At 34.0% G+C, this 26,513-nt stretch carries 22 protein-coding genes and 2 pseudogenes; 9 read left to right on the top strand and 15 right to left on the bottom strand.

Translation table 11 applies throughout. From position 1 onward, the window contains the following. Positions 1–168 precede the first annotated feature (168 nt). Positions 169–1,152 (top strand): GMP reductase, encoded by a 984-nt coding sequence (gene guaC / locus AQ616_RS11980; RefSeq protein WP_017796446.1) that lies wholly within the window; start codon positions 169–171, stop codon positions 1,150–1,152. Between the two features lie 70 nt (positions 1,153–1,222). On the opposite strand, the gene AQ616_RS11975 is transcribed toward guaC, so the two are convergent. Continuing rightward, positions 1,223–2,878, bottom strand: a complete 1,656-nt coding sequence (locus AQ616_RS11975) for an ABC1 kinase family protein (RefSeq protein ID WP_069685882.1) — start codon at positions 2,876–2,878, stop codon at positions 1,223–1,225. Positions 2,879–3,123: 245 nt separating this feature from the next. Here AQ616_RS11975 and AQ616_RS11970 point away from each other — a divergent pair, with 245 nt between their 5' ends. Then, positions 3,124–4,404 (top strand): helix-turn-helix domain-containing protein, encoded by a 1,281-nt coding sequence (locus AQ616_RS11970; RefSeq protein ID WP_069685881.1) that lies wholly within the window; start codon positions 3,124–3,126, stop codon positions 4,402–4,404. A gap of 441 nt (positions 4,405–4,845) precedes the next feature. Here the strand turns inward: AQ616_RS11970 and AQ616_RS11965 are convergent, their stop codons facing one another. The 10 genes and pseudogenes from AQ616_RS11965 to AQ616_RS11925 form a co-directional block, all read right to left on the bottom strand. Continuing rightward, on the bottom strand, positions 4,846–5,301 hold the full coding sequence (locus AQ616_RS11965; RefSeq protein WP_069685880.1) for a hypothetical protein: 456 nt from the start codon (positions 5,299–5,301) through the stop codon (positions 4,846–4,848). A 93-nt stretch (positions 5,302–5,394) separates the two neighbouring features. Continuing rightward, positions 5,395–6,495 carry a D-alanine--D-alanine ligase gene (gene ddlA, locus AQ616_RS11960; RefSeq protein WP_069685879.1) on the bottom strand — a complete coding sequence of 367 codons (1,101 nt, stop codon included), beginning with the start codon at positions 6,493–6,495 and terminating at the stop codon, positions 5,395–5,397. A 426-nt stretch (positions 6,496–6,921) separates the two neighbouring features. After that, the gene (locus AQ616_RS11955; protein WP_240490502.1) at positions 6,922–8,037 is read right to left on the bottom strand and encodes an endonuclease/exonuclease/phosphatase family protein; all 1,116 of its coding nucleotides are present in this window, start codon (positions 8,035–8,037) and stop codon (positions 6,922–6,924) included. Positions 8,038–8,063: 26 nt separating this feature from the next. Beyond that, positions 8,064–8,309: an FIMAH domain-containing protein gene (locus AQ616_RS20210; RefSeq protein ID WP_397351693.1), complete on the bottom strand. Its 246-nt coding sequence runs from the start codon at positions 8,307–8,309 to the stop codon at positions 8,064–8,066. A gap of 18 nt (positions 8,310–8,327) precedes the next feature. Continuing rightward, positions 8,328–9,533 (bottom strand): annotated as a pseudogene (locus tag AQ616_RS11950) (exo-beta-N-acetylmuramidase NamZ family protein); the annotation flags it as partial. Between the two features lie 106 nt (positions 9,534–9,639). Continuing rightward, positions 9,640–12,174: pseudogene (gene ggt / locus AQ616_RS11945) on the bottom strand (gamma-glutamyltransferase); the annotation flags it as partial. Positions 12,175–12,598: 424 nt separating this feature from the next. Next, a complete protein-coding gene (locus AQ616_RS11940; protein WP_069685875.1) occupies positions 12,599–13,186 on the bottom strand; it encodes a CalY family protein in 588 nt (195 codons plus the stop codon). A 19-nt stretch (positions 13,187–13,205) separates the two neighbouring features. After that, on the bottom strand, positions 13,206–13,763 hold the full coding sequence (sipW, locus tag AQ616_RS11935) for a signal peptidase I SipW (RefSeq protein WP_017796437.1): 558 nt from the start codon (positions 13,761–13,763) through the stop codon (positions 13,206–13,208). 21 nt (positions 13,764–13,784) lie between these two features. Further along, a complete protein-coding gene (locus AQ616_RS11930) occupies positions 13,785–14,201 on the bottom strand; it encodes a hypothetical protein (RefSeq protein WP_069685874.1) in 417 nt (138 codons plus the stop codon). A 31-nt stretch (positions 14,202–14,232) separates the two neighbouring features. Then, positions 14,233–16,239 (bottom strand): glycoside hydrolase family 3 protein, encoded by a 2,007-nt coding sequence (locus AQ616_RS11925; protein ID WP_069685873.1) that lies wholly within the window; start codon positions 16,237–16,239, stop codon positions 14,233–14,235. Positions 16,240–16,606: 367 nt separating this feature from the next. Between AQ616_RS11925 and AQ616_RS20205 the strand changes: the two genes are divergently transcribed. Beyond that, complete coding sequence (locus tag AQ616_RS20205) at positions 16,607–16,849, top strand: anti sigma factor C-terminal domain-containing protein (protein ID WP_168156643.1); 243 nt, start codon at positions 16,607–16,609, stop codon at positions 16,847–16,849. Between the two features lie 98 nt (positions 16,850–16,947). Here the strand turns inward: AQ616_RS20205 and AQ616_RS11920 are convergent, their stop codons facing one another. Beyond that, a complete protein-coding gene (locus AQ616_RS11920; RefSeq protein ID WP_084822476.1) occupies positions 16,948–17,394 on the bottom strand; it encodes an NUDIX hydrolase in 447 nt (148 codons plus the stop codon). Between the two features lie 125 nt (positions 17,395–17,519). Between AQ616_RS11920 and AQ616_RS11915 the strand changes: the two genes are divergently transcribed. The 6 genes from AQ616_RS11915 (at position 17,520) to AQ616_RS11890 (ending at position 23,327) form a co-directional block, all read left to right on the top strand. Beyond that, positions 17,520–18,977 carry a flavin monoamine oxidase family protein gene (locus tag AQ616_RS11915; RefSeq protein ID WP_069685872.1) on the top strand — a complete coding sequence of 486 codons (1,458 nt, stop codon included), beginning with the start codon at positions 17,520–17,522 and terminating at the stop codon, positions 18,975–18,977. A gap of 79 nt (positions 18,978–19,056) precedes the next feature. Continuing rightward, a complete protein-coding gene (locus AQ616_RS11910; protein WP_017796432.1) occupies positions 19,057–19,482 on the top strand; it encodes a hypothetical protein in 426 nt (141 codons plus the stop codon). Between the two features lie 192 nt (positions 19,483–19,674). After that, on the top strand, positions 19,675–20,274 hold the full coding sequence (locus AQ616_RS11905) for a hypothetical protein (RefSeq protein ID WP_240490501.1): 600 nt from the start codon (positions 19,675–19,677) through the stop codon (positions 20,272–20,274). A 226-nt stretch (positions 20,275–20,500) separates the two neighbouring features. Then, positions 20,501–21,106, top strand: coding sequence for a hypothetical protein (locus tag AQ616_RS11900; protein ID WP_230199322.1), 606 nt, complete (start codon positions 20,501–20,503; stop codon positions 21,104–21,106). 5 nt (positions 21,107–21,111) lie between these two features. Beyond that, complete coding sequence (locus tag AQ616_RS11895; RefSeq protein ID WP_069685870.1) at positions 21,112–22,986, top strand: DUF6792 domain-containing protein; 1,875 nt, start codon at positions 21,112–21,114, stop codon at positions 22,984–22,986. A 2-nt stretch (positions 22,987–22,988) separates the two neighbouring features. Continuing rightward, a complete protein-coding gene (locus tag AQ616_RS11890) occupies positions 22,989–23,327 on the top strand; it encodes a hypothetical protein (protein WP_017796428.1) in 339 nt (112 codons plus the stop codon). 65 nt (positions 23,328–23,392) lie between these two features. Here AQ616_RS11890 and ftsW read toward each other — a convergent pair whose 3' ends face one another. The 3 genes from ftsW to AQ616_RS11875 are packed head-to-tail and all read right to left on the bottom strand — an operon-like array spanning position 23,393 to position 26,371. Beyond that, complete coding sequence (gene ftsW, locus AQ616_RS11885) at positions 23,393–24,514, bottom strand: putative lipid II flippase FtsW (RefSeq protein WP_017796427.1); 1,122 nt, start codon at positions 24,512–24,514, stop codon at positions 23,393–23,395. A gap of 23 nt (positions 24,515–24,537) precedes the next feature. Next, on the bottom strand, positions 24,538–25,698 hold the full coding sequence (rodA, locus tag AQ616_RS11880) for a rod shape-determining protein RodA (protein ID WP_017796426.1): 1,161 nt from the start codon (positions 25,696–25,698) through the stop codon (positions 24,538–24,540). A gap of 43 nt (positions 25,699–25,741) precedes the next feature. Beyond that, the gene (locus tag AQ616_RS11875) at positions 25,742–26,371 is read right to left on the bottom strand and encodes a helix-turn-helix domain-containing protein (RefSeq protein WP_017796425.1); all 630 of its coding nucleotides are present in this window, start codon (positions 26,369–26,371) and stop codon (positions 25,742–25,744) included. Positions 26,372–26,513: the final 142 nt, after the last annotated feature.

The following is a 26,513-nucleotide window of genomic DNA, read 5'->3' as shown; positions in this document are numbered from 1 at the left end:
TATTTACCCATACCAAAAATAAATCAAACCTATATTTTCAAAAAAATTAATTATTTTTCAATTCTACGTACTGGTTTATTGACATATTTAAATAAATAAGTTAAATTACAAAAGGCGAACGTTTTATTGTTATTAAATAAAAATCATCCGTATTTAGGAGTGTATATTATGGAAAATGTATTTGATTATGAAGATATTCAACTAATACCCGCAAAATGTGTGGTGAATAGTAGATCAGAATGTGATACGACAGTAACTCTTGGTAAAAGAACATTTAAATTACCTGTTGTACCTGCTAATATGCAGACTATTATTGATGAAAAGATTGCTAGATATTTAGCTGAGGAAAATTATTTTTATATAATGCATCGTTTTGAACCCCAAAAACGAATGAATTTTATTAAAGATATGCATGAGAATAATTTATTCTCTTCTATAAGTGTTGGAGTAAAAACAGATGAATATGGATTTATCGAAGAATTAGCAGCTCAACAATTAGTTCCTGACTATATAACGATCGATATTGCACATGGTCATTCGGATGCAGTTATTAAAATGATCAAGCATATCAAAGAAAACTTACCTAGTTCTTTTGTTATTGCTGGTAATGTAGGAACTCCAGAAGCTGTACGTGAATTGGAAAATGCCGGTGCCGATGCTACAAAAGTTGGAATAGGCCCTGGAAAAGTGTGTATTACAAAAATTAAAACTGGTTTTGGCACAGGTGGATGGCAATTAGCTGCATTACGTTGGTGTGCAAAAGCAGCAAGTAAGCCCATTATTGCAGATGGCGGGATTCGTACACATGGTGACATAGCAAAATCAATTCGTTTTGGAGCTTCCATGGTAATGATAGGTTCATTGTTTGCGGGACATGAGGAATCACCGGGGGAAACAATTGAAAAAGACGGAAAAAAAATTAAAGAATATTTTGGTTCTGCATCAGAATTTCAAAAAGGTGAAAAGAAAAATGTAGAAGGTAAGAAAATGTATGTAGAGCATAAAGGCCCCCTTCAAGATACATTAACTGAAATGGAACAAGATCTTCAATCTTCCATTTCCTATGCAGGCGGTCAGCAATTAGAGGCTATTCGAAATGTAGATTATGTAGTTGTTAAGAATTCGATTTTTAATGGTGATAAAGTATTTTAATTTATTATCATATAAATAAAAAATCGCAGTTATCACCCAGTGATACTGCGATTTTTTATTACTAATGTTTTTAGAATCTTCCCGAACGAAAGATAGAATAAAGTAACCATAGGAACATCCCTATTGCCACGACAAATCCTATCTCAATTACAGGTAAGCTCCACAGATAAGAAGATTCTCCTGCTAAAGCTGATCCAATAATTAACCCTACCATAATAATACTGAATGCAAGCAATACAATGCTAAACGAAAGTCGATTACTTATCCGATCGAGTTTTCTTAAAAATGCTTCCACTCGCGAAACGGATATTTCTAATGGTAATTTTCCTCTGCGGATGACTTTATACAAATGATTAATATGATCCGGAAAATCCATTATTAAATCTTTATAATCTTCCGCTTGTTGGTATACCTCATCAGCTACTTTTTTGGGTTGATATTTTTCTTTTAATAATCTTTTTCCAAATGGTTCTGCGATTTTCACAATACTAATATCAGGATCTAGTCTTTCGACTGTCCCTTCAAGTGTTAATAGTGATTTACCTACTAAAGATAAGTCAGTTGGAATCCTTATTCCATGTGTGGTTGCTACACGGAATAAATCATTAATTGCTTCTCCAATACTTACTTGACTGAATGGGATATCGTAATATTTGTCTCTTAAATCATCAATATCTGCATACATATAGTCGGCATCAACATTCTCTGATACAATTCCCATTCGATAAATAGCTTTAATTATTGATTTTGTGTTTTGTCTCATTATAGCTACAATGAGCGACGATAAATGATCTTTCATTGACGATGTTAATCTCCCAACCATACCGAAATCCATGAAAAGAATTTTATGGTTGGGGAGAATCATTACATTACCAGGATGCGGATCCGCATGAAAGAATCCGTCGATAAGGATTTGCTGAAATTGCTTTTGAATTAATTTTTCTGCAATTAATTGTGGGTTGTAGCCTTCACGAACAAGCTTCTTATTCTCATCTAGTTTAATTCCTTTGATATATTCCATAGTGAGAACTTTTTCAGTTGTAAGGTTCCAATAAACATCAGGTACAACTACATCCTCATGTTTCTTAAATTGTTGTGCAATCCGATGTGCATTTCGCCCTTCTAATGTATAGTCTAACTCAGCAATTAACGAATTGGAAAATTCTTTTATAATTGCACTTAATTGATATTTTTTCGCCCATTCAAGCCTAGACTCTGCTAATTTTGCTATACTCATTAATATTTCCAAATCAGTATGTACTTTTTCTTCTAAATTTGGGCGTTGTATTTTAACAGCGACTTCTTGTCCTGATTGAAGTACCCCATAATGGACTTGCCCAATAGAAGCTGCAGCAATTGGATGTTCATCAAAAGATTTGAACACGGCGTTTATAGGTTCTTGTAATTCTCTACCTATTATTTCTTGCACATCAGAAAAAGAGAACGGCGCAACTTGATCCTGTAGTTTTTCTAGTTCTTCAATAATATTTTTTGGGATTAAATCTTGTCTTGTACTTGCAATTTGTCCAAGCTTTATAAATGTAGGACCTAATTCCTCTAAGAATAACCGTATTCTTTCACCAGTTGTTTTATTATGTACTTCTTTATCTCCTTGTTCATATAAACGCTTTGGTAGGGAGGTAATCTTATGCAATCCTAACTCTCTTACAAAATACCCAAATCCATTTCTAGAAAAGGCAACAACAATTTCTCTATATCTTTGCATATGACGTATTCTTTTTTTAAAAATATCAATCCCTCCCTTACTAACAATTTATTCATTCTTATTCTATACCCTATTATTACCATTTCATAACAAAAATCTTTTCTCTATTATATCGATAATTTAATAAAAATACTTAATTTTTAAGTAAAAATTAAGTATTTTTATATTTTTTACGTCAATTAATTAAACTCTATGTTAGTATTTCAATGGCATCCCTTATATAATAAAAAAGGAGGTGTTAAAATTTGGATAATAGAATTGGGCAGATTATAAAACATTATCGATTACAAGCCAATATGACCCAAGCAGAACTTGCAGATGGACTGATTTCCGTATCGTATTTGTCCAAGATTGAAAACGGCAATCAAATACCTCCAAGGGACATAGTTGAACTCCTCAGTCAACGATTAGACATACCTGTGGAGTTAATGAACCAAAGTAAGGATGAGCATGATAAGTTAATCGAAAATTGGATTGATTATTTACTTCGAGAAGACGTAGATAGTGCAACTAATATGTATGAAAATAGTATTAAGCAAATTTTAGAAATCACTAATTCTACCATTGATATTCCCATTGAATTACACAAATTCAGGTACTTCTTGTTATTACATGACTTAGATCAAGCAATGCAACAGTATCAACATCTAAATATGCAATCCAAAAAATTTAATGAAATGGAATTATATTATTGGTATAAATACTCAGGAATTTTTTGGGATCTGCAAGAATACCATTCTCGTGCATTACAATTATTTTTGAAAGCAGAAAAACATATGGATAAATTCGTTCTTCACGAACAAAAGGAGCACACAGATTTATATTATCGATTGGCTAAAGCAGCTTTTGCTTCAAAAGATTTACACAAAATTTTCCACTATAATAAAAAAGCATTAGAACTCTTTCGGAGTCGTTATTTATTAGAGGAATGTTCAGAATCTCATTTGTTATTTTCCAATTACTTTCGACAAATACATGACTATACTCAAGCATGGAAATGTACCGAAATTGCAGAGGACATTGCTAGTAAGATAAATTGTCCCACTCTGCTCGCTAAATGCAATGAAAGCTATGGTTCCATAGAAATTGATCAACAACATTTCCAAGCAGGTATAGACTACTTGTTAAAAAGCTATGAACTTTGTATCCATAGTAATATGGAACAAAAAATAGGCCTCATACTCAAACTTATTAAAGTCTATTATATTCAAAATAGCTCTGATGAAGTTACAAAGTGGCTAGAACAAGTAATAATATCCGCACAAAAATTTTACGGGAATAAAATTAATAAACAAACACTTGATATTAAAATGTTAGAGCATCGGATTAACGAAACGAATCCCTATGCACTTGAATCTTTTATAAAAAAAGATATTATCCCATATTTTGAGGAAAGGTCGTTACATTTTGAATTACAACTATATCTACGTCAGTTAGCAGATGCTTATTACTATCATCAACAATTTCAGTTAGCTGCTTATTATTATCAAATGTCCTTAAAGACGCATAACTACTTACCAATCTAAAAGACGCTATAAAGAAATTACGAATTTAAAGAGGATGGGACAAAATTATTTACCCAAAAGATAAATCCAGATAAAAAGGTTTTGAAAACCCGCTTCAGAAATATACTCCGCTTATCCTAATGCGGCTGGTGAGCCTCCGGAAGCTTATGCATCAGAGTCTGCTCTTTAGTCTTCCTCTCATAGGAGTACTGTATATTTCTTACGCTTATTCTATCTACATCCGTCTTTTGAGCAAAACTTTTTACTATATCCCAACCTCTTTTGAAATAAAATAATAGCATTGAGTAATTAAAATAGGAGAAATTGACACGCACTTACGGAAGGAGCACTAGTGGAAAATTCCACTAGAAAAAGCATTTTTTGTAAAGTCTAATACCCCACTCCCGATAATCATCCTATTTTATATACTGTAATGCTATTTTATCTTAATCTTATGTTCTATTAATTTTTCTTTCTTTTACGTACAAAAATAGTTTTCAAAGATAATCCTATCATTAAGAATGTAGAAGGAATAACTATGGCAACTAAAATTAGTTGTTCATGTAAAAATGCTAAATAGATAAAAGGTATACTGTTCATGATCAACCATACATTCCAAGCTGATTGCTCTAAGGAAGTAATCAAGATAGGACCTAAGTATAAAACTATATTATAGATAAGTATAAGTGAAACAGACAAAAGATTATGCAGCATCGTTGGCTGTACTTTTAGTACAACCCCACCTAAAACATAGAGCACCATTAATATAACTAATGTCTGCGCAGCTTGACTAGTCTCAAAGCTGAGATCCATCGTAAAAGAAGCTATAATTAAAATTAAGAAATGTAAAAAAAAGGATGGTAAATTCATCACAACATATTTAATTACTTTTTCTTTCATGCTTATTTTTTCATTCATTATATACTACCTCAATTCTTTAAACCTTAGTAACCATCTTAAAGCAAATCTATTTACTAATCTAGCATTAGAAAGGGACTAAGTAATTAGTCCCTACCCATCATTTCTAGAACTCTTTAATTTTTGATCACGTTGATTTCTCTCTATAGCAAGTTCTATTAATTTCTCAATTAGTTCTCGATAAGAAACTCCACTTTCTTCCCATAATTTTGGATACATGCTTATTTTTGTAAAACCTGGAAGTGTATTTATTTCATTGATTACAATTTCATTGTCATTTGTTAAAAATACATCAACTCTTGCCAGGCCTTCACAATTCAATGCTTTAAAAGCTTGTAAAGCAATATGTTGTATATTCTCTACTACCGGATCTTCTAGTTTAGCAGGAATTTGAAGTATTGCCCCAGTTTCATCAATATATTTTGCTTCATAAGAGTAAAATTCTCCAGTTGGTAAAATTTCACCTGGTACAGAAGCTGCTGGTTTTTCATTGCCTAAAACAGCACACTCAATTTCCCTGCCTAGGATTGCTTCTTCAACAAGTAATTTGTGATCAAATTGAAAAGCATCATTAATTGCATAATAAAATTGTTCTTCGTTTTCTACTTTGTGAACACCAACTGACGAACCTTGGTTTGCTGGTTTAATAAACATTGGTAGTCCCAAGTCTTCTTTGAGACTTTCATAATTAATACTTTCCTTATCTACACTTCGATAAGCATACCCTTTTGCTACTTTTAATCCAGCGTCTTTCAATAGGCGCTTAGCGATATCTTTATCCATACTAATAGCAGAACCCAATACACTAGAGCCGACAAATGGAATGTTTGCCATTCGCAGCATTCCTTGTAAGCTTCCATCCTCCCCGAGTGTTCCATGGACAATTGGGAAAATTACATCTAACTGATCTACAGAAGTATCTGAATTTGAAGTAACTATCTGATTTTTTTCTGCTCCAGGAATAACGGCTATTCCTTCATTTGTTTTGTTTAATGAAATTAATTTAGGATCCTCTTCATTTATCAAGTAATGCGATCGATCATTCACATGCCAATTTCCTTGCTTATCAATTCCTAATAAGTATACCTCGTATTTATCTGAGTCAATTGCATCTACAATATTCTTAGCAGATTGTAACGAAACCTCATGCTCTGCAGACTTACCTCCAAATACAATACCAACTTTTTTCTTCATGTTATCCTCTCCTAACAAAACCAGCGATTAGTTCATACATATTTCTCTAATTTCATACTATGTAATGTACAAATTTTACTTGCATTGTATCGTTATTTTATCACAGACTACTCCATTTAGTGTTGTTTAATTTCATATTGCCCATTTTTTCCAACCAGGTAAAGTTGTGTATGTAAATAAGTTTACCGTGCTTCCCTTTGTACATAAATGAAGAGGTTGAGAAACACTTATTTAATCAACGGAAAACTTTGGGAGATCACCTAAAATACACTTTACTTTTTACAAGCTTAAGATAAACATCCTTTTACTAAACTTGGAATGCCACCTTCTGCACGAATTTAAGTATATTTTGTATGATAATCAACAGCATGGTTTTCCTATAATTAAATTACTTAGTGATCTCAACCTCAACATTCTATTAATATACTAATCTACAATACTGTATAAATAATTTATATCCTCATTAATTTCTACTACCGCCTCCTCCTCTATTATTCCTTCTTCACCTAAATGTTGAATAGTATTATCTAATCGTTCAAGGTGTCGCAGTAATTTATCTACATTATTGGTTTTATGATAATGCTTTAATACATTTATTTGTCCCGTTAATGCTGAGTGAATGCGTTGATCATGAAAAGCTGCTTGTCTTTCATAATAATCAATTAACCATTCCAATCCTTCAAAAGAAGTCGAATGATTCCCAGAGACCACTTCAATTTCTGCAATGACTGGCAAGTGATCAGAGGATTCCACATCATTTTGTACTTCTGCAGCGTTTACTTCCATACGTTTCGAGGACATTATATAATCAATCCGTCGATCTGGATTATGCGCCGGAAAAGTATCTCCATTTGTATCGTTCATATCCCACACATCTACAAAATCTGTAAATAACGGACTTAACTCTGTAGCTTTAGGCCTAGCATTCATGTCCCCTACAAGAATATTATAATTCCCTTCACTCATAATTTCTTGCATATCGGCAACTTGCATTTCACGTATAGTTGGGTCTGACCGGTAGTCTAAATGGGTTACATAAAACATTACTTCAGCGCCTTCAACATTAATTTTCGCTTGTAAAAATCCAGGTTCAGCTGTTGGAGTAGGATTGGGAACTTGTGTAGATAACCTTGTGATATTTCTATTTTCTGCTTCTATTATTGGATATTTACTTAGAACTCCCACACCAAACTGCCTATTAGGATCACCTTCATTAACTGGTTCTAGATCATAGATTGGCGCAAAAAAGTATTCCATATCTAATCTACTCGCTAACTCCTCCATCATATGATCAAAATTACTTCTATATCCCCAATGAACATCAACTTCTTGTAGTCCAATTATATCCACATCTAAATCACTTATGGTATCAGCTAATCTCTCGATATTATATTCACCATCTAAACCGTTACCGGCAGCTACATTAAAAGTACCAACCTTTAAATCTATTCTCTCGATTGAACTGGAGTAAACAATTTCTACTGGAAAACTAACAATTACAAACAAACTTACAATAACAGCGGTGCTTAACCATCGAATCATTTTCAATGTGCTTCACCTCGTTAGATTTATTTCCATTGATAAATCATGTCTGTTGTTTCGGCACTTAAATCTTCATATGCTAGAGTAGACATCTTACCAGCTTGTAATTGTTGATCTAATAGTAATTGGAAGCTTTCCATATGCTTTGCCACTTTAGAAGCATCTTTTCTTTCCTCAAAGCGTTCTACTGCAGTCAAATGCATTTCAAATTTTCTCTTTGCATCATCTTGAATATCTCCTGACTCTGAATATGTTTCAATTAAATTATGGATATCTTCTACTTGTATCGTATAAAGTAGATACTCTCTACGTACATCTTTGAAATCATACAAGTCTTCTTCCCATTGATTTGCTAATTCTTCGACAGGTACGCCATTTTCAATTCCATCTCTAATCCAGCCATTTCCAATCAAATTATCAAAAAAAGAAATTCCATTACTATTCTCTGCTCTAAATTCAAAATCATCTGGATACGTATCATGCAACATTTGTACAACATGTAGTCCTGTTAAGATTGGGTCATACATCTCTTTATCTGTAATATGAATCTGAATACCATGACTCAAACTGCCACTATGCTTGGAGAACATCGGTGTAAACGATGCAGCACGAAACGTAACTCCTGGAAGATCCAGCCCATTTAATGAAGCAGCAAATTCTGTACTGTTCACAAAAGGTGCACCAATGAATTCAAACGGTTTAGTTGTCCCTCTACCTTCTGATACATTTGTCCCTTCAATTAATGCAGCTCCTGGATAGACAAAAGCTGTATCTTCGGTTGGCATGTTTGGTGAAGGTAGTACAAATTCTAAATCCGTATCTTCATAGTGCATTCCTCGTTTCCACCCTTCCATTTCTATTACTGTTAAATCTACATTTATATCAAATTCCCCATTAAAAAATGAAGCTAATTCGCCAACAGTCATTCCATGTCGCAACGGAATAGGATAATTCCCAACAAAAGAAGCATAATCTAGATCTAACACTGGACCTTCAACTTTATTACCACCTAAAGGGTTTGGACGATCAAGAACGATAAACTCCTTTTCATTCTCTGCTGCAGCCTCCATTGCATAGGCCATCGTATAAATATAGGTATAAAAACGAGCCCCTACATCCTGAATATCAAAAATTAATACATCAACATTTTCTAACATTTCTGGAGTTGGTTTCCTAGTCTCCCCATAAAGACTATATACAGGAAGTCCTGTTTGTTCATCAATATAGTATTCTACATATTCCCCTGCCTGTGCATCTCCACGAACCCCATGTTCTGGGCCATAAAGTGCTGTTAACTCTACATTCGGATCTTCGAAGAGACGGTCAACAATACTATTTAATTCCTGATCTACACCAGTCGGATTCGTAATCAATCCAACTCTTTTCCCTTCAATCAAGTCCATATGACTCTCTAATAACGTATCTACTCCTAATTCAATCACATGCTCATCGGGAGTTGTTTCATCTGCTGTCGTTGGCATCAGTAAATAAGTCATCGTTATCGCTACACCTAATACAACAATTAACATACTTGCTAGCACCCATCTTTTGTTCATCGACTTACACCCTTTTCATTTAAATTTGATTAGAGAAATAGATACATTATGCATCTATTTCCCATAAATCCAAAATTAGGTATGTTTCTCTTAATAAACGATGGTAGACATCTTCAGAAATCTTTCCATTATCATAAAAATGGTTCACAAGTACTTCCATATTCTCAAGGTGTTTTATAGCTTTATTCATTTGATTCGTTTCTTTAAAATGTTGAACAGCTGACAAATGGGTAAGAAGGGTTTGTCCTGCATCAGAACTAATTTCTCCATTCTCCACATTCATTTCTACTAATTCAATTAATTCAATAATCCCTGGAAAATCATCAAAAGATAATCCAATTGCTGTTCCCTCTCGAGTTGAATCCGCTGCACCAAAATACATGCCTGATTCTTGATCAAGCACAATACTATTAACATTACCGATTTCTCGTGGGCTCGTTTCAAAACGATGCCCTAGTTGTTCCATTCTTTCTCGAATAGATTCTCCAATCCCATATTCCCAACGAATGGAAGGATAAGTGTTACTATAAATACGAGGTTCTTCAATAGCATCTTTTATACTCATTTCATACCCAATTGTATTGACAATAGTTTGTGTTACAGAGGTAATAATAGTAGCACCACCAGGAGAACCTACTGTCATATAAGGTCTTCCTTCATCTAAAACAATTGTCGGTGTCATACTACTAAGTGGTCGCTTATTTGGTTGTACTTCATTGGCTCCACCTGGAATAGCATCAAAATCCGTCAACTCATTGTTCAACATAATGCCATATTCCGGTACCATGATTCCAGATCCGAAAACTTGTTCAATTGTTGTTGTATAAGAAACAAGGTTTCCCCAACGATCAGCAATTGTAAAATGCGTCGTTTGACCATCAACTTTATCATCTGGTTGATCAATGAATGAGCTTGGTTCTCCACCTTGATATTCGTAAGGATTTCCTGGTTCTACATGATCATTCGCTCGGTCAGGAGAAATTAACTCTATCCTTTCAGCTACATAATCTGGATGCAATAGTCCTTCCAAAGGGACATCAAAAAACTCTGGATCTCCCATATATGCACCTCGATCCGCATAGGCTAAATGCATCGACTCTGTCATGTAATGATATTTTTCCATAGAACGTATATCGAATTGTGTAAGATCCAATTGCTCAAACATTTCAAGCAGCTGAAGCATCGTAATTCCTCCAGAACTTGGTGGTGGCATAGATGCTATGTCATATCCCATATAATCTCCCCAAACTGGAGACTCTGCTGTTGTTTGGTAATTACTTAAATCTGACAATTCCATACTACTGCCGCGGTCACCTACTTCTTCGGCAAGTGCTTCTCCAATTTCCCCATTATAGAATACTTCTGTTCCCTGCTCTTGAATTAATCGAAAACTTTTTGCTAAGTCTTCCTGAACTAATAAATCTCCTTCTTCTAACGGAGTTCCATTTGGCAAGAAAACATCTTTAGCAGCCGTTTTCGATAATTTGTCCTGATTACTTTCAATCGCATCAGCCAGAGCCCAATTAACTGGAAATCCATCTGCAGCTAAATCAATTGCAGGTTCAATCAATTCATCTAATTCCATCGTTCCCCTCTGCTCAAGTGCATCTTCTAACCCTTTTAAGGTCCCTGGAACACCTACAGATAAACCACTCTGTACTCGTTCAGAAAACGGAATCACTTCACCAGCAAAGGTTTCGATATTCCAATTATTAGGTTCAGAAGCATCATCTTCCCAATGTTTTACACGTAATTGATTGCCTTCCACTTGAAAACGTAGATTCTGCCAATCAGTAGTTCCACTTATAGAAAAACTACCTAAAGTAGAAGTGGTAGAATCTTTTGACTGCAATACACGTACTTCATTTGTATTCGAGTTTATTTCTATTCCGTAACCGTTCTTAACATATGTTGTACCAGTTGAACGATATTCATCCGCCCGTAACCATAATCGTAGACGACGGTCTTCGCCAGGATCATCTGTACGAAATCTCAATGATAATTCACTATCTTCTATTTCATCCATTATTGCAGTGGTTTGTCCAAAAGAGGATGAATTATTACCATACGGCGGACCAAATAATATTTTTCCAAGTCCACTAGATTCAGAGAATGTAGTTCCTCGCTCATAAATATTAAATTTATCGGCATCCCAAGACCCTTCTCCTCCCTCAAAATCCTCTTCAAAAATCGTTTGTGAAGACTGTAAATCGAACACTTGAATATCATCAACATGAAACTTTGCACCACCACTATCTCCGTTTAAATCAATTGCTCCAAGCATGAATTTTCCTGGGTCTGTAACAATATTACTTCTATCAATAAACATATCAGGTGATGCTCCTTGTGGCGCACGTTCTCTGCTATTTATGATAGAGATATCTTCTGATGCAGCATCATAATGCATGAGAAACCCCCCACCGCCAATGCCAGACATCATTGGTTCAACCACATTTAGTGCTAGTTGGGTCGCAACCGCTGCATCAACAGCATTTCCGCCTTTTTTTAATACTTCTGACCCTACTTCCGAAGCTAGTGGATGAGCAGTGACTACCATCCCTAGATTACCTTCATCTGTTTGTTCATCTTTAATTCCTGGATTTTCAGGTTCATACCCAGTATTGTCTGCAGCAACTTGAGTTGAAGGTAATATCACGCCACATAATAAAACTATTACGAAAAATATATTTATTTTTTTACGCACACGATCATTCATTACATTCCTCCTTCCTCCATTACATAGAAATGAGAGATTGGGACAAAAAATTCACTCAAAAGATAACACGAATGATTTGGTTTTTGAGAAACCACTTCAGAAATTTACTCCGCTTATCCAGCGGCAGCTGGTGAGCCTTCCTCTTACAGGACAAGGAAGACCTCGACAGCATCGCACGCAGAAAATCGATTTTTGATTTTCAATAAGTCTTCGTATATTTCTTACGCTTAGCTAATTTTCATTCGTCTTTTGACCAAATAACTTATGTCCCAACCTCTTCTATCTACTATTATTTATCTTCGCCTTCTGTTTGTAAGGCTGTAAATGTCCAAGACAATTCTAGTGAATCTTCTTGAAATTGATTTTGATCTTCACCATTATCTACAAATTGAAATTGAACAACTAAATCGTCAATTGAATCTACCGGAAGACCTTGTTCACCTAGTAAAGGATAAAATACATTTTCATTGACTGCTTCAGGTGTCATTTCTTTTAATTCTGCCAAAGTAGTTTCATAGATAACTTCATCAAGCTTGTCCGCATTGTAAAGGAATTCCACTCGAATATGATCACCAAAGTCCTCTGAATTATCACCGTTTGCATCAACTACAGTATAGTCTGTATCTAATAACACTTTCTCAATATCAAGTGTTCCATTATTTTGCAACTCGAAATCTCGTGTAATTACATCACCAGGTTTAATATTATCAACGGATATAATTTCTGTAGGATCCACCCCTAAATCAATTGTACCTGCAGCAAACGTATTATTTGTGGTTACAGAATCACTAAAATAAGCATAAGTTCCGCCTCCAATAAGCGTTAATCCTAATACCGCTGAAGCAATACCTGTTCCTAATTTCTTTTTAATATCCATTTAATTTCCTCCTCATTTTTTAAGCTGTCTTCTCTTCTACTAATTGTTTTACTTCTTTTAATGCATTTCGAATAGTAATTATCGAATAACTAACTAATAATATTCCTGGAAGAATAAATAATAGTGCTGCTCCTTGTGCAGTGGTGGCAAAATGCAGCACATATCCTACATAAGGAATGGTAATGCCGCTATATTCACCGACGATGTTCGATACTGGAACAGGACTCACGTCAGGACCATTATTTGCATCCCCTTTTGTAATAAATTGCGTTCCACTATTTTGAATCTCTTGAATTCGGTGAGTAATTAACATCCCTTCTTCACCAGTAAATGTAACAATATCACCACGTTGATAGTCAGTTGCGCTCGTCTTCGTATTAATAACAATGATGGACCCTGTCTGGATACCAGGTTCCATTGAACCAGATAGTACCGATTTCACCTGATATCCCAAAATACTTCCATCGTTCCCATTTGCTTTTGATACTAGTGCTAAAGCTAAAAAGGCTATTAATACTACCCAACTACATGTGAATATAAATTTACCGACTTTTCGAAAAATACCAGATATACGCATAGCATTCACCCCCTCCCTAATCTATGAATCTTCCTCTATTTCATCTTCGGAATTCGTTGTTTCACTAGATTCCTTTTTATTCGTTTCTTTCTCCTCTTCATCCATGTCCGAACTAGTCTCATCCTCTTCATGATGATTCCCATTCCCTTCCTCAGAAGGTAATTGCTTATCTTGTGTTGTATCTTCCTCTACTTGAACTTCTTTTTCTTTAGATTGATTGTCTTTCTCACTGTTTAATTTATCTTTTTCTATTTCATTTTCTTCTATTGATTTAGTTTCTTCAGTTTCTTTTTCTCTTTCCTCTTTATCAACAGTAATTTTTCCTTGAATTTCCATGGAATCGGAAAATACTGCAGAGGTAGGTGAATGAATTTGTAATAGCGTCAAGAGTACTAAGCAAAAGAGAATAGATAATTTTATTAATGATTGAAACAACATATTTTTCTTCCTTTACTGCTTGGCATTATTTTTAGTCTTCCCATTGGTCAATCAGACGAAGACTAGTAGTTTCTAGATAGTTATACGCCTTTTTACTAAATGCCTCTTGTTTATTGTAATGATCTATTAATGTTTGAAAACTCTTCAAATGTTTGATAACTTTCGTTGATTGATTTGTCTTTTCAAATTGAGCCACTGCCGTTAAATGTCTTTCTAACGCCTTCTTCGCTTCTTCGGAATTTAATTCCTCATTTGTATGGAGTTCTTCTACGAGTGCTTTAATATCATTAGCACTTTCCGCACCGACATAATCAATGCCATCTCCTATTTCATTTAAATCTGGAATTGTCACCGGTAATTTTCCATAAGGATTAATATCCCCGATTAACGAAGCAGCAACCGCATCTAACGAAACATCTAAATAGCTGTACGAGTTAAGGTAAGCATCAACATTGGGAAATGCCATTAAATCATACGGATTTCGATGAGCAGACACTATAATTGGTTTATCCAGTTCTTGCAATGCTTCCACTAGCATTTGTTGTCTTTCATTTGTATTAGCAGTATAGGTTGTAACAACAATTTTGTCTGCTGTAACCGCTCTATCCACTGCTTCTTCAATTTGATTATCTGTTGGACTGGTTGCAGTACTATAATGTGTACTATTAATATCTTGTTCTCCTAAAAGATTTGCTATCTTATTTGGAAATGCAGCTGAAGGACCAGTAATAAAAACTTCTTCCCCTTCTTGAAGCGGTAAGACATCTCCATTATTCTTTAGTAAAGTAATACTTTTCTCTGCAATTTCACTAGCTGTTTTGAGATGTGACTCTGAACCAATGACATTTAATTTACTACTCTCTGTATATGGATCTTCAAATAATCCATACTCCATTTTTGCAGAAAGAATTCGATACACCGATTCATTTAATCGTTCTTCACTAATCTCCCCTGACTCTACAGCATCCATCACACCTTCATAAGCTACAGGTACGTCTGGAGGATTTAGTAAAATATCAGCTCCAGCTAAAAAAGATTCAACTGCTACACGATGCGGTGGAACAACATTTGCTCCAGACATTCCTAAACTATCCGTAATAATCAACCCTTCAAATCCCATTTCTTCCCGGAGCAGTTCAGTTAATATCGGATAGGATAATGTCGCAGGTAATCCAGAATCATCTAATGCCGGAACAACAATATGCCCTGTCATAATTGCCCCTACCCCAGCATCAATTGCTGCTTGAAATGGAGGCAAGTCAACCTCATGTAAAGTATCTAAATCATGATCGATAACTGGAAGACCATAATGAGAATCTACATCCGTATCACCATGCCCAGGAAAATGTTTCGCCGTAGCTACGACATCTTGATTTTCATATGCTGTAATTTGTGCTGCTCCCAATTGTGATACCATCACTGGATTTTCACCAAAAGAACGCACACCAATGACTGGATTAGCAGGATTAAGATTAACATCTACAGTTGGGGCAAAATTCATATTAATACCTAAAGCATCCAATTCTTTTCCTAGAATTTCACCACTTCTGGATGCAAAATCTATTGAATTTGTAGCTCCAATCGCCATATTACCCGGGAATACCGTACCAGGGGAAATCACTCGCTGTACGATACCACCTTCTTGGTCTGTTGAAATAAATAACGGTATTTCGGATTCTTGTGCCAAGGCAATATCTTGTAGTCCATTTGATAAATCATGCACTTGTTGTTTTTCTAATGGGGTACCGATGTTTTGTGACCAATTGAAGTAAATGATTCCTCCAATATGGTAATTTTCAATTACCTCTTGAAAGTTCTTACCACCACGGTTATTTGTGAGATTTGTTGATTCATAATTTGAATCAGTTGGAGTTTGTCCATACACGTGGACAATAAACAATTGCCCTACTTTTTCTTCGACAGACATATTATCTATAATCGTCTGTATTTCATCTTCTTGTTCGGCAAGCGCTGACATCGGTAAAGTCGTGAAGGTTAATACGATTGATAGAAATAATAGAAAGAATTTACGGAACATCTGTATACCTCCCTTAAGTCGATATGAAAAGCACTTTCAAAATTCGTCATTCCCCCTTCCTTCGATAAAACAAATTTTGAAGTAATGTAGTTTTTGTAATTGCTAACTAGACTTTAGCAAACCTTGTTTGAAAATGTTGTAGGAATATGTTGTAAATCTGTTTTGGAGTGCAAAATGAATACGAAGGACTAAGTCTACTTTTCACAAAACAAATCAACAGGAATTAAGAATTATTTTTATATTCAGAATAAAACAAAATACCAATACAAAAATCATCCTTTATATCTATTATTCATTATTACGAAAGTTCCCAGATAAATTTCTTCAATAAATTTATAAATTTTCTTCGACAAGAATTGTCCTTTCATTGTCGAAAAAAGGTGAATACCCTCTTTTATGTCGAAGAAAACAATCAATAAAAAAATATAGAACTCTTCTCGATCAATCAGAGAGTTACTGTCATACTATTTTTCTTGACTTAAAACATTTACAAACACAATATCAATACATCAAAAAAGAAGGGTTCATCACTTATGGCGCAGTTGTCACAGGTCCAGTAAAAGAATTAAAAAACTTAAGGACTTACCTTTTGTTCAGAATGAAGAATTAGACGGGGTAGAATTATGGAATTGGGATAGGTAAAAAAAGTAGTGGATAAATCAAAGAAGGCCCAAATACTAAACTACAAATAACTGGGCCTTAATTGATTTAAATATGGAACATTCGATTTTCACATCGTTGAATACTTTCTTTTAAATAGATTGGTGCATTACTATTTTGATTAATTTCTTCAGAGCTCATCCATTTTATCTTATCAATCTCTTCCTTACTGTTAATAATTGGCCTCCCATTTTCTTCTTGATATAAACAAGCAAAGACAATATTAACTACATGTTTATCTGCATCAAATGTAAAGTAATTACTATAAATATAAACGGGATTATTTATGACAATTCCGACTTCTTCCATTACTTCCCTTTTCAACGCGTTTTCGATTATATCTATCTCTATCTCGGAATGCTCTACTTTACCGCCTACAAGAAATAATAAACCTCCCGCATGTGCTTCTTGTTCACTTCTTTTTATAATCAACCACTTTCCTCTATTATAGATAGCAGCTTCTACGTTAATTATAAACAATGGATATGCATTCATTCTATTCCCACATCCTTATACTATAGTGATACCAATTATAACAAATCCTTACCCGACTCATCCTATTTATTCAGCATATAAGGCACAGGTAACTCATATGATGTTCTAAAAAAGGTGGTAATCAGATGAACACAAGAGAACCAACACAACTACGTTACCCCGAAGATTATCTTCAAATCATCGATAATGGTATCGAGGAGAAAAGTACTCCAAAACGAATTATTATTATTGGTGCTGGTTTAGCTGGATTAGTTGCCGGACATTTACTAAAGGACGCTGGACATGATGTAGTGATTCTTGAAGCAAATAAACGTATTGGAGGAAGAGTTTACACAATACGTGAACCATTAACAAAAGGAAATTATTTAGATGTTGGCGCTATGAGAATTCCTAATTATCATCGACTAGTACATGCGTATATCAAAAAATTCGCTCTTAAACTTCATCCATTTATAAACGAAACTCCTGAAGATATCATCCTTGTTAATAATATTCGAACGACTAGAGAAGCGTATGAAGCGAATCCTGACATATTAAACTTCCCCCTACCTGATCATGAAAAAGGAAAAACCGCGGACCAACTTCTTCAAGAAGCCATTGATCCATTTGTCGAACTATATACAAATAGTAATGAACAGGGACAAAGATTACTAGAAGAGAAATATAAAGGCTATTCTATTGGAGAATTTTTACAAAATAATCCATTAGGTCCATCCCTTTCTCCAAATGCAATAAGATTAATTGGAATAATTTCTGGACTTGAGGGATTTCCACAAGGTAGTTTTGTAGATGTCATTACTGATATTCTAGAGCCTTTAACCGTAGATAACGTTCATTTCGATGCTATCAACAACGGAAATGACCGATTGCCGTATTCTATCTCTAAGCAGCTGGAAAAAAATATAAAAACAGAACAAAGGGTCATCGCAATTCGTCAGTCATCTTCACATATTACTGTCCAAACTGATAAAAAACAAACCTATAAAGGAGATTTTGTAATTAACACTTCGCCCTTCTCTGTATTTCAATTTATTGATGTAACCCCCTATGAATCTATTTCTTTTGAAAAATGGCAGATTATCCGTCAATTACTTCATATACCTTCTGTAAAAATAGGCATCGAATTCAAAGAAAGGTTCTGGGAAGGTTTAAATATGGGAAATGCTATCTCTGACCTCCCAAGTAGATTTTCTTACATACCTAGTTATGGTAAAGGCATGAAAGGACCAGCTGTTTTATTAGCTAGCTATAGTTGGGGTGAAGATGCACTACTCTGGACTAGTACGACTCCCACCCTTATGGTACAAATGATTTTAAGAGATCTTGCTCAAATATATGGGAATATAGTATACAAACAATTCTCTCGTTCAGTATATTTCAACTGGAGTCTCAATCCATATTCAGCTGGATGTTTCACCCTATTAACTCCTTTAATCGGTGCTGCAATTACGGAAGACATTATCAAGAAACCTGAAGGGAGAATTCATTTTGCTGGAGACCACACCTCTAATTTTAACGGCTGGATAGAAGGTGCTATTCAATCAGGAATAAGAGCAGCAATGGAAGTGAATCAGCAAGAGTAGCCACAGAGATATTCTGTATTCTTTTCAAACAAGCCAAGTCTCAATACGTATAACAAATAAACGGAGGTAAATATTTATCATGAAGAAAATAATCGTTCTTTTACTAATTTGTTTTACCTTGTTAGCTGCATGCAATAATGAAACGGTTGAAGCAGACTACAGGAAAATGTTGAATAGTCTGGAATTAGGTGACCACGCTGATGACGAGATTATTTCGAGTGGTACTTCGGTTAATTTGCATGGAAAAATAAAAAAAATTAATGAAGACCAACAAACACATGTAATGAAAAGCTCAGATAGTGAAGACGTACAACATGAAGCATTTACTTTGAAAGAAAGTAACCATATTCACATTGAAGATGCAGAAGGTGATATTTATGTTATTGTTATTGATTCAATTGAAGAATGGACAGAAGATGATAATGTTCAGGTAACTGGAACTTTTGAAGGCATTGATAGAATGGCATATCCAATTATTACAGATGCAAAAATAGAAAAAGAATAGTTGTTTGTAGAAAATACAGATGTGATATCTGTATTTTTTGTTTACATAATTTTTACTTATTTCCATTGATTTGGGGTATATCATCTATATACTTATATGTGGTGAAGACGATAAGTTATGTTGGAGGAATGCTTCATGAAAAAATGTATATGGTTACTATTAGCTGTCTTAATAATTATAGGTGGTTGTGGTATGAATAATGATCAAGAAGAAAACTTACCTCCTTCTAAAATAAATGCTGAAGACTTACCCGATGTTCCAGCCCTTCAAGATGAGTTCACACGAGAATTTATACAATCCACAGAACCTGTGCGTGAAGGTTTCTACCCTTTCTTATCCAAGTCAAAGAGTTTTACGATGGACTTTCCACAGGACATGATTGTAAATATTGAAAGTCATATAGTTGGTCCGGACAATAGAAGCGAAACTATTACTTGGGGATCTTCTAATAGAAATTTAGAAGTATATCCAAATTATATTTTACACTATTATAGAGGAGAGCCTGTCGAAGAAAACAGTAAAAATACAATTTCACTTAGCCACGGCAGAGATTTAAATTTTGAAGATATAAAAACAAATAATGAAACCAATTTATCCATTGCAGACTACAAGTTTAATGAAAAACTTTATTCTATAGCAGCATTAATTTGGAACGAATATGGCCAAATCCACCTTAACGTAAGTTTCACCTGTACTGAAGCGAATCAATGTAAAGAACATGTAAACAAAGAAAAAGATAATATTATTGAAATATTAAAAACCATAGATGTAATTAATAATGAAAGTAAATGATTTTAAAACAAACTTAAATTAATTCATTTCACTTTCACCTCTTTTAGTCAATAATACTTACGACACTTGTATTATTTTCATAATTTTTACTTATTTTTGTTGATTCCGGGTATATAATCTATATACTTATATACGATGAAGATTAAGACCTATGTTGGAGGTATGCCTCATGAAAAAATATATGTGGATATTATTAATTGTCTTATTTATCCTAGGAGGTTGTGGTATGAATAATGATAAAGAAGAAAATACGTCTCCTTCTGAAATGAAAGCTGAAGATTTAGCCGATGTTCCAGCTCTTCAAGATGAATTCACCCGTGAATTTATACAATCCATAGAGCCTGTGCGTGAAGGATTCTACCCTTTCTTTTCCAAGTCAAAAAGTTTTACGATGGACTTTCCAGAGAAGATGCTTATAGACGAAAAAAGTCATATCGTTGGTCCAGATAACCGTAGTGAAACACTAGTTATAGGTTATAGAGAAGCAATTAATGATATATTTATAAGTCATACATTCAACTACTTTAATGCTATCTCTAGTCCAGATAGTAGTAAGAAGCAACTCTCGCAGAGTGCGGATTATGACCTAGAATTTAAAAATATTGATAGTAATTCAAAAACATATGATGTCGCGGAGTATAAAATAAACGATAAGAGGGTAATGCTAGTTTCATTATTATGGAATGATAATCAACAAATTCAAATAACCTCCACCGTAAAATGTACTAATGAATTGAACGATAATAATTGCGAAGTCAAGATAAATAACCATAAAAATAGTATCATTGAACAATTTAAATCGATAAAATTTGAAGATTATAAAAGTGAGTGACTTATATGAATCCAAATTTATTTAATACCCCTGAAATTAAAACAAGAATTATAGACTTAGAATATAAGCATTTTTCTCCTAAAGCACTACAAAATATACCTTTAGAAAAAGCCAAAAATAATTTTGAAATTGAGGTAAAGGAAATTTTTTTAGAAGAAACTGGAAAACTACTCGATGAAGACTTGAAGATATTTCACTCATCCGAGTCAAATGATCTAGAAGTTCAACAATCAGGTTATGACGGTACTGCTATTTATATTAATAAAGGAGAAACAGAAGAAGTATATGTAATTTCTCAAGGCACTCAAGATATACAAGACTGGGAATATAATTTAAAAGCAATGTTTGCAGGACAATCAAGTGATCAAGCAATTGCCACTAATAACTTTACCAACGATGCTTATACTGAATTTGATATAGATAATAACACTAATACAATAGGACTCGCACATTCATTAGCACATAATAATAACACAACTGCTCATTTAGTATTTAACACTTTTGATGAAGTCTTTAGTATTAACGGAGCACAGACAAATTATTATCAATTGTATAGACTAGACATACATTTTCAAGTATCTCTTGAAGAAGCTTTTTCCATAGAAGGAATTTACGACATCTACGACATCACACCTCAAGAACTTCACGATTTTGCGAAAGATTACTACAGTGACAAAGAACAAAATATAACGCAATTTATCTCTGAAGATGACCCACTGTACGCTGTGAGTGGTATACGTGGTTTTCTCACATTAGGAGACGTTCAGTATATTAATACGAATCCTTCCCTTCCTGGTTTACGTGAAATAGTTGATGATATTCCCGACGATATCATAGTTAGTTTTCAAGAAATGGCCATAGATTACACGATAGCAGCAGAGCAAGGTGGAATGAATGCTGGTATTGAGAAATTACTTGGAGTTAACCCTTCATTATTTGAAGATAAGAGTGGTGGTATGGACTATTTCAAATGGTATATTACGAGTCCTACTGAAGTAGATACTGTCATCCGTAACTTAAACGACAATGTTCCGGTATTAAACGAAAAGATTAAAATCATAACAGATAACTCAGAATTAATTTTCGGAAGGCTCTATGAGGCTGGTTATATTACCAAGAACCAACAAGATACATTAATCACCGAGTTCGGTAATTTGCAGCACGAACTAAATGAGATTCAAGAATTAATAGAGAGAAATATAAGTGTACGAGATTTGAATAACCCATTTGCTACATTGGGCGCAGACTCTGGTACCATTTTAAAAATCATGCAACACGGGAAAAAATTCACAGAAATCGTCAAAAATATTCAGGATAGTAATATTCTACACAACTTAGAAGCAATTACAGATAGTCATAGTCTGATAGAAATGCTTTCATCATTAAGTGGTGATGGCAGAAATAAATCTTATCTAGGAAGAGATATGGTATTAACCTCCAGTAAAGGAGGAAACATACAAATTAATATATCTGCGGCACTACGAATGTATCAACAATGCTTTCCCCTTCTTGAAGAGAAATCCACCATGATTAATAACCTCGAAAAAGCAGTGACTGATGAAATTCAAAACGCATTTAATGAAGAAAAACAAAAAGTTATGGCCAAGATAAATGAAATGGAAGCTAGTCCTGGTCTATATAGAGATTTACTAAGAAAACACATTTACTTTCCACGCTTAAATAAGACTGTCCGTCAAATTAATGTCCATGAAGAATTTCTTCCTTTAGAACAAGCTGATCTTGATGAGGAGATTAGCTACATGCGACAATCCGTGGAAAAAGGGAAAAAACATATTGAGACGTACCGAACGTCTATTGAAGATTTATTTGAAGCAGAGGATCATGTTTCTGATATGTTTAACTTAATCGGGAGGATTTAATTATGAGTGAGTTACACTCTATCACTGTTACAGAGAGTATACTTAGTAGTGAAGATTTTTCATATAAAAAAGATACATTACGAAAACATGTGAATAACATACAAGAACAAGATGATCAATTTTATAAACTTATTGGAGACGTTATTGTTGGAGAAGATCAAAAAGGAAAAATTGTAGATTCTCTGCAAAGTGAGTCTCGTCTTCTACAGTTACATGACGTATCTATTGGCCTTACTTTAAATTATAAAATCAACCGTGTCGTAACTAATTTCAATGAGCAAGTAGAAGATATGAAAGAACAGCGATTAACCATAACATACGAAAATACACCATCTGCATAGAAATTCTACTATGCATAATGAAATAAATAAAGATGGCAAGGAAGAAGAAGTTTTCCCTGCCATCTTTAAATTTTTTCTTCCGTTTGCTCCTCTGCATAGGAAGATAGATTCACTAATATTCCAATTGATATCATTGTAAATAATAATGAAGATCCCCCATAACTAATTAATGGAAGTGTTATACCGGTTATTGGTAATAGGCCTGAAACAGCTCCTAAATTAAACATGATTTGTATCATTAGTTGAAAAGTAATACCTATTGCCAGAAATTGATGAAATGATTCAGTAAGTTTTCTCGAAATTTGTATTCCCCGAACTAGAATAAACATGTATGCTATAATAACTATAAATAATCCTAGTAAACCTAATTCCTCAATGGTAATGGCCATAATAAAGTCCGTGTGTGATTCTGGTAAGAAACCTAACTTTTGAATGCTGGCCCCTAACCCATTTCCAGTCAATCCCCCACTTCCAATTGCAGTAAGAGAATTTACCAACTGATAACCGTCTCCAGCAAAATTGTCAAAGGGATTGCGGAATGACGTTAATCGATCCAAACGATATGGGGAAGAATATGCAAAATAAATAAGCCCGACAACTGCGGTGCTGATTAAAAACAATAGATGGCTCCACCTTGCCCCTGAACAAGTAACAATAATTCCACAAGAGAGTAAAATTAATGCTGCTGTACCTAAATCTGGTTGTGATAATATTAGTAAGAATACTACTAGTAAGATGATTAACGGCGGTAATAATCCTTTATGAAATTTTTCTATGTATGACTGTTTTCTTGCAAAAATGTAAGCAAAATATATAATCATAAATATCTTAATTGCTTCAGTTGGTTGAAATAGAAAGAAACCAAGTTGTATCCACCGTTGCGAATTATTCCTTTCTACTCCAACTCCAGGAAGTAATACAAGAATTAATAATATGATAGACAGCAGTACAAAAATTGGACTTAATCTTCCGTATACATGTATAGGGATAAGCGTAGCGAATACAAAAAACACTAGACCGATTAGAAACCATAGAATTTGTCTTTGAACAAAAAAAGTTGAATTATCATAGTGTACATACGCAAAAGGAAAGCTTGCGCTATACACCATAATAATTCCGAAAATTGCTAATACCATAGGGATAATGATTAATGAATAGTCCATTCTTTTTAGTTTATCTCTAATCATATCATCACCCTTCCTTTTAAGAATTACAGTGCCTTCTCTCTAAATAGATACTCTTTCGATGATCTAATTTGAACACTAAAAACAATCCCTATTGCCAACATGTTCGTTAATAATGCACTACCGCCATAACTAACCAAGGGCAATGTTATTCCGGTGATTGGCATCACCCCTATCGTCATTCCAATGTTTTGAAATACTTGAAAGGCAATCAAAGCAACCACACCTACACATATATAAACCCCAAAAAATGTTTCTGATTGAAATGCTACTCGTATAATTCGGTAAATAAGCAAAAAGTATAGAAGTACTAAAATACTTGCACCTAAAAATCCAAATTCTTCTCCAATTACGGCGAATATAAAGTCTGTATGTGCCTCTGGAATCTTGCCTTGCTGCACTTGTTGACCTTGATTAAACCCATTCCCTGTTAATTGACCCGAACCAATACCCATTCTTGCTTGGTAGAGCTGATATCCAAAATTAGAGGCGTACTCACCGGGATTAAGCCAGCCATATATCCTTTCCAATTGATGAGGTTTAAGAAGTTTTTCGAATACATTATTTAAATATGTAAATGTAAATACAAGGAATGCCAAACATGCCCCGAATGCAGTAATAAGCATAAGAATTACTTTATAGGAAATATGAGAAACGATGATTAACGTTAAAGCAATTACTAAAATAATTAGTGATGAACCTAAATCAGGTTGTACAAAAACGAAAACAAACGGTACCATCGTCACCAAAAGTATTTTTCCTGTTAAAACAAGGCTTGCTTTTAAATCTAACTGAGATTTACCATACTTTTTTAATAGAACTGCTAAGTATAATATTAAGAATATCTTTACAAATTCTGATGGTTGTAAATCAAACACACCTAAGTGAATCCAGCGTTGGGATCCATTTTTCGTAGTACCAAAAAAGTGAACAAGCACTAATAAAAATATTCCACTTAGGTATAACGGTAACGCCCATCGTTCTAACAACTCATAGTCAAAATAAGCTGCACCTATCATAACTAAGATTCCTACTACATACCATACTACTTGTCTTAACACGAAAAAAAATGGTTCTGTTTGTGCATATTGACCCGAACCACTATAAACAGCAATCAGACTTATAACGAAAAACAAGAATAAGATAATAACGATGCCGTAATCAATAGATATATTCTTTTTTTGCATAAAAATCCCTCACTTACATTACATCTTTTAACCCCACCTCACATTATTGTGTTTTTTCAAGCATTCCCATTACTAGATTAATAGCAATAGCATCATCGATAAATCCAATAGGAAATAAATAATCTGGTATGACATCCACTGTAAATATAAAATATAATAGCGCACTTCCCATAAGAATTAATTGCTTTGTGGTCCCTTTCTTAGAAGAAAATCGCAAAAACATTTCTTCTAATCGTTGCAAATACGGACCACTAAAATCTCCTAATTTGGAGCGCTTGTCTTTGTAGTTTGCTAATACAGTAGATTCTCCCTCTTCTGTTTGCACAAATTGTATGTACTTTTTTAATTCCTTGTCGATTTCTTGTATCGATAAATCATGCGTATTACCTACTTGTCCCAATGTAGACTGAACGGTATAAAATGATTCTTGTAATGCGATATTTTCTTTTTCATACAAAGATACCTTCTCTTCTCCCAATAAATCTTGAACAGAGGTATGAAGAACTTCGGATAATCTTTGTAAATGTGATAATGTTGGCTTTCGTCTGCCATTTATAATTCTAGAAATAGTAGATACATTAATGTTTGAGCTTTTTGCAAGTTGCCTCATTGACATGCCTTCTTTGTCTAATATATATCTCAATCGTTCTCCAGTTAAATATTTATCACTCATTGTATTCTCCTACCTAATATAATTTCATTGCTTAATATACAAGTGTGTTGACAAATTGTCAACACACTTAAACATATTTTTATTTTAGTATAGAGATATTAAGTATAAAAGAAGAGTTCGTTAAAAATTTATAAATACAAAT

The sequence above is a fragment of the Oceanobacillus sp. E9 genome (assembly GCF_001741975.1).
Lineage (GTDB): Bacteria > Bacillota > Bacilli > Bacillales > Amphibacillaceae > Oceanobacillus > Oceanobacillus kimchii.
Note: the sequence above shows the minus strand (reverse complement) of the source record. Positions and strands in the feature narration are given on the sequence as shown.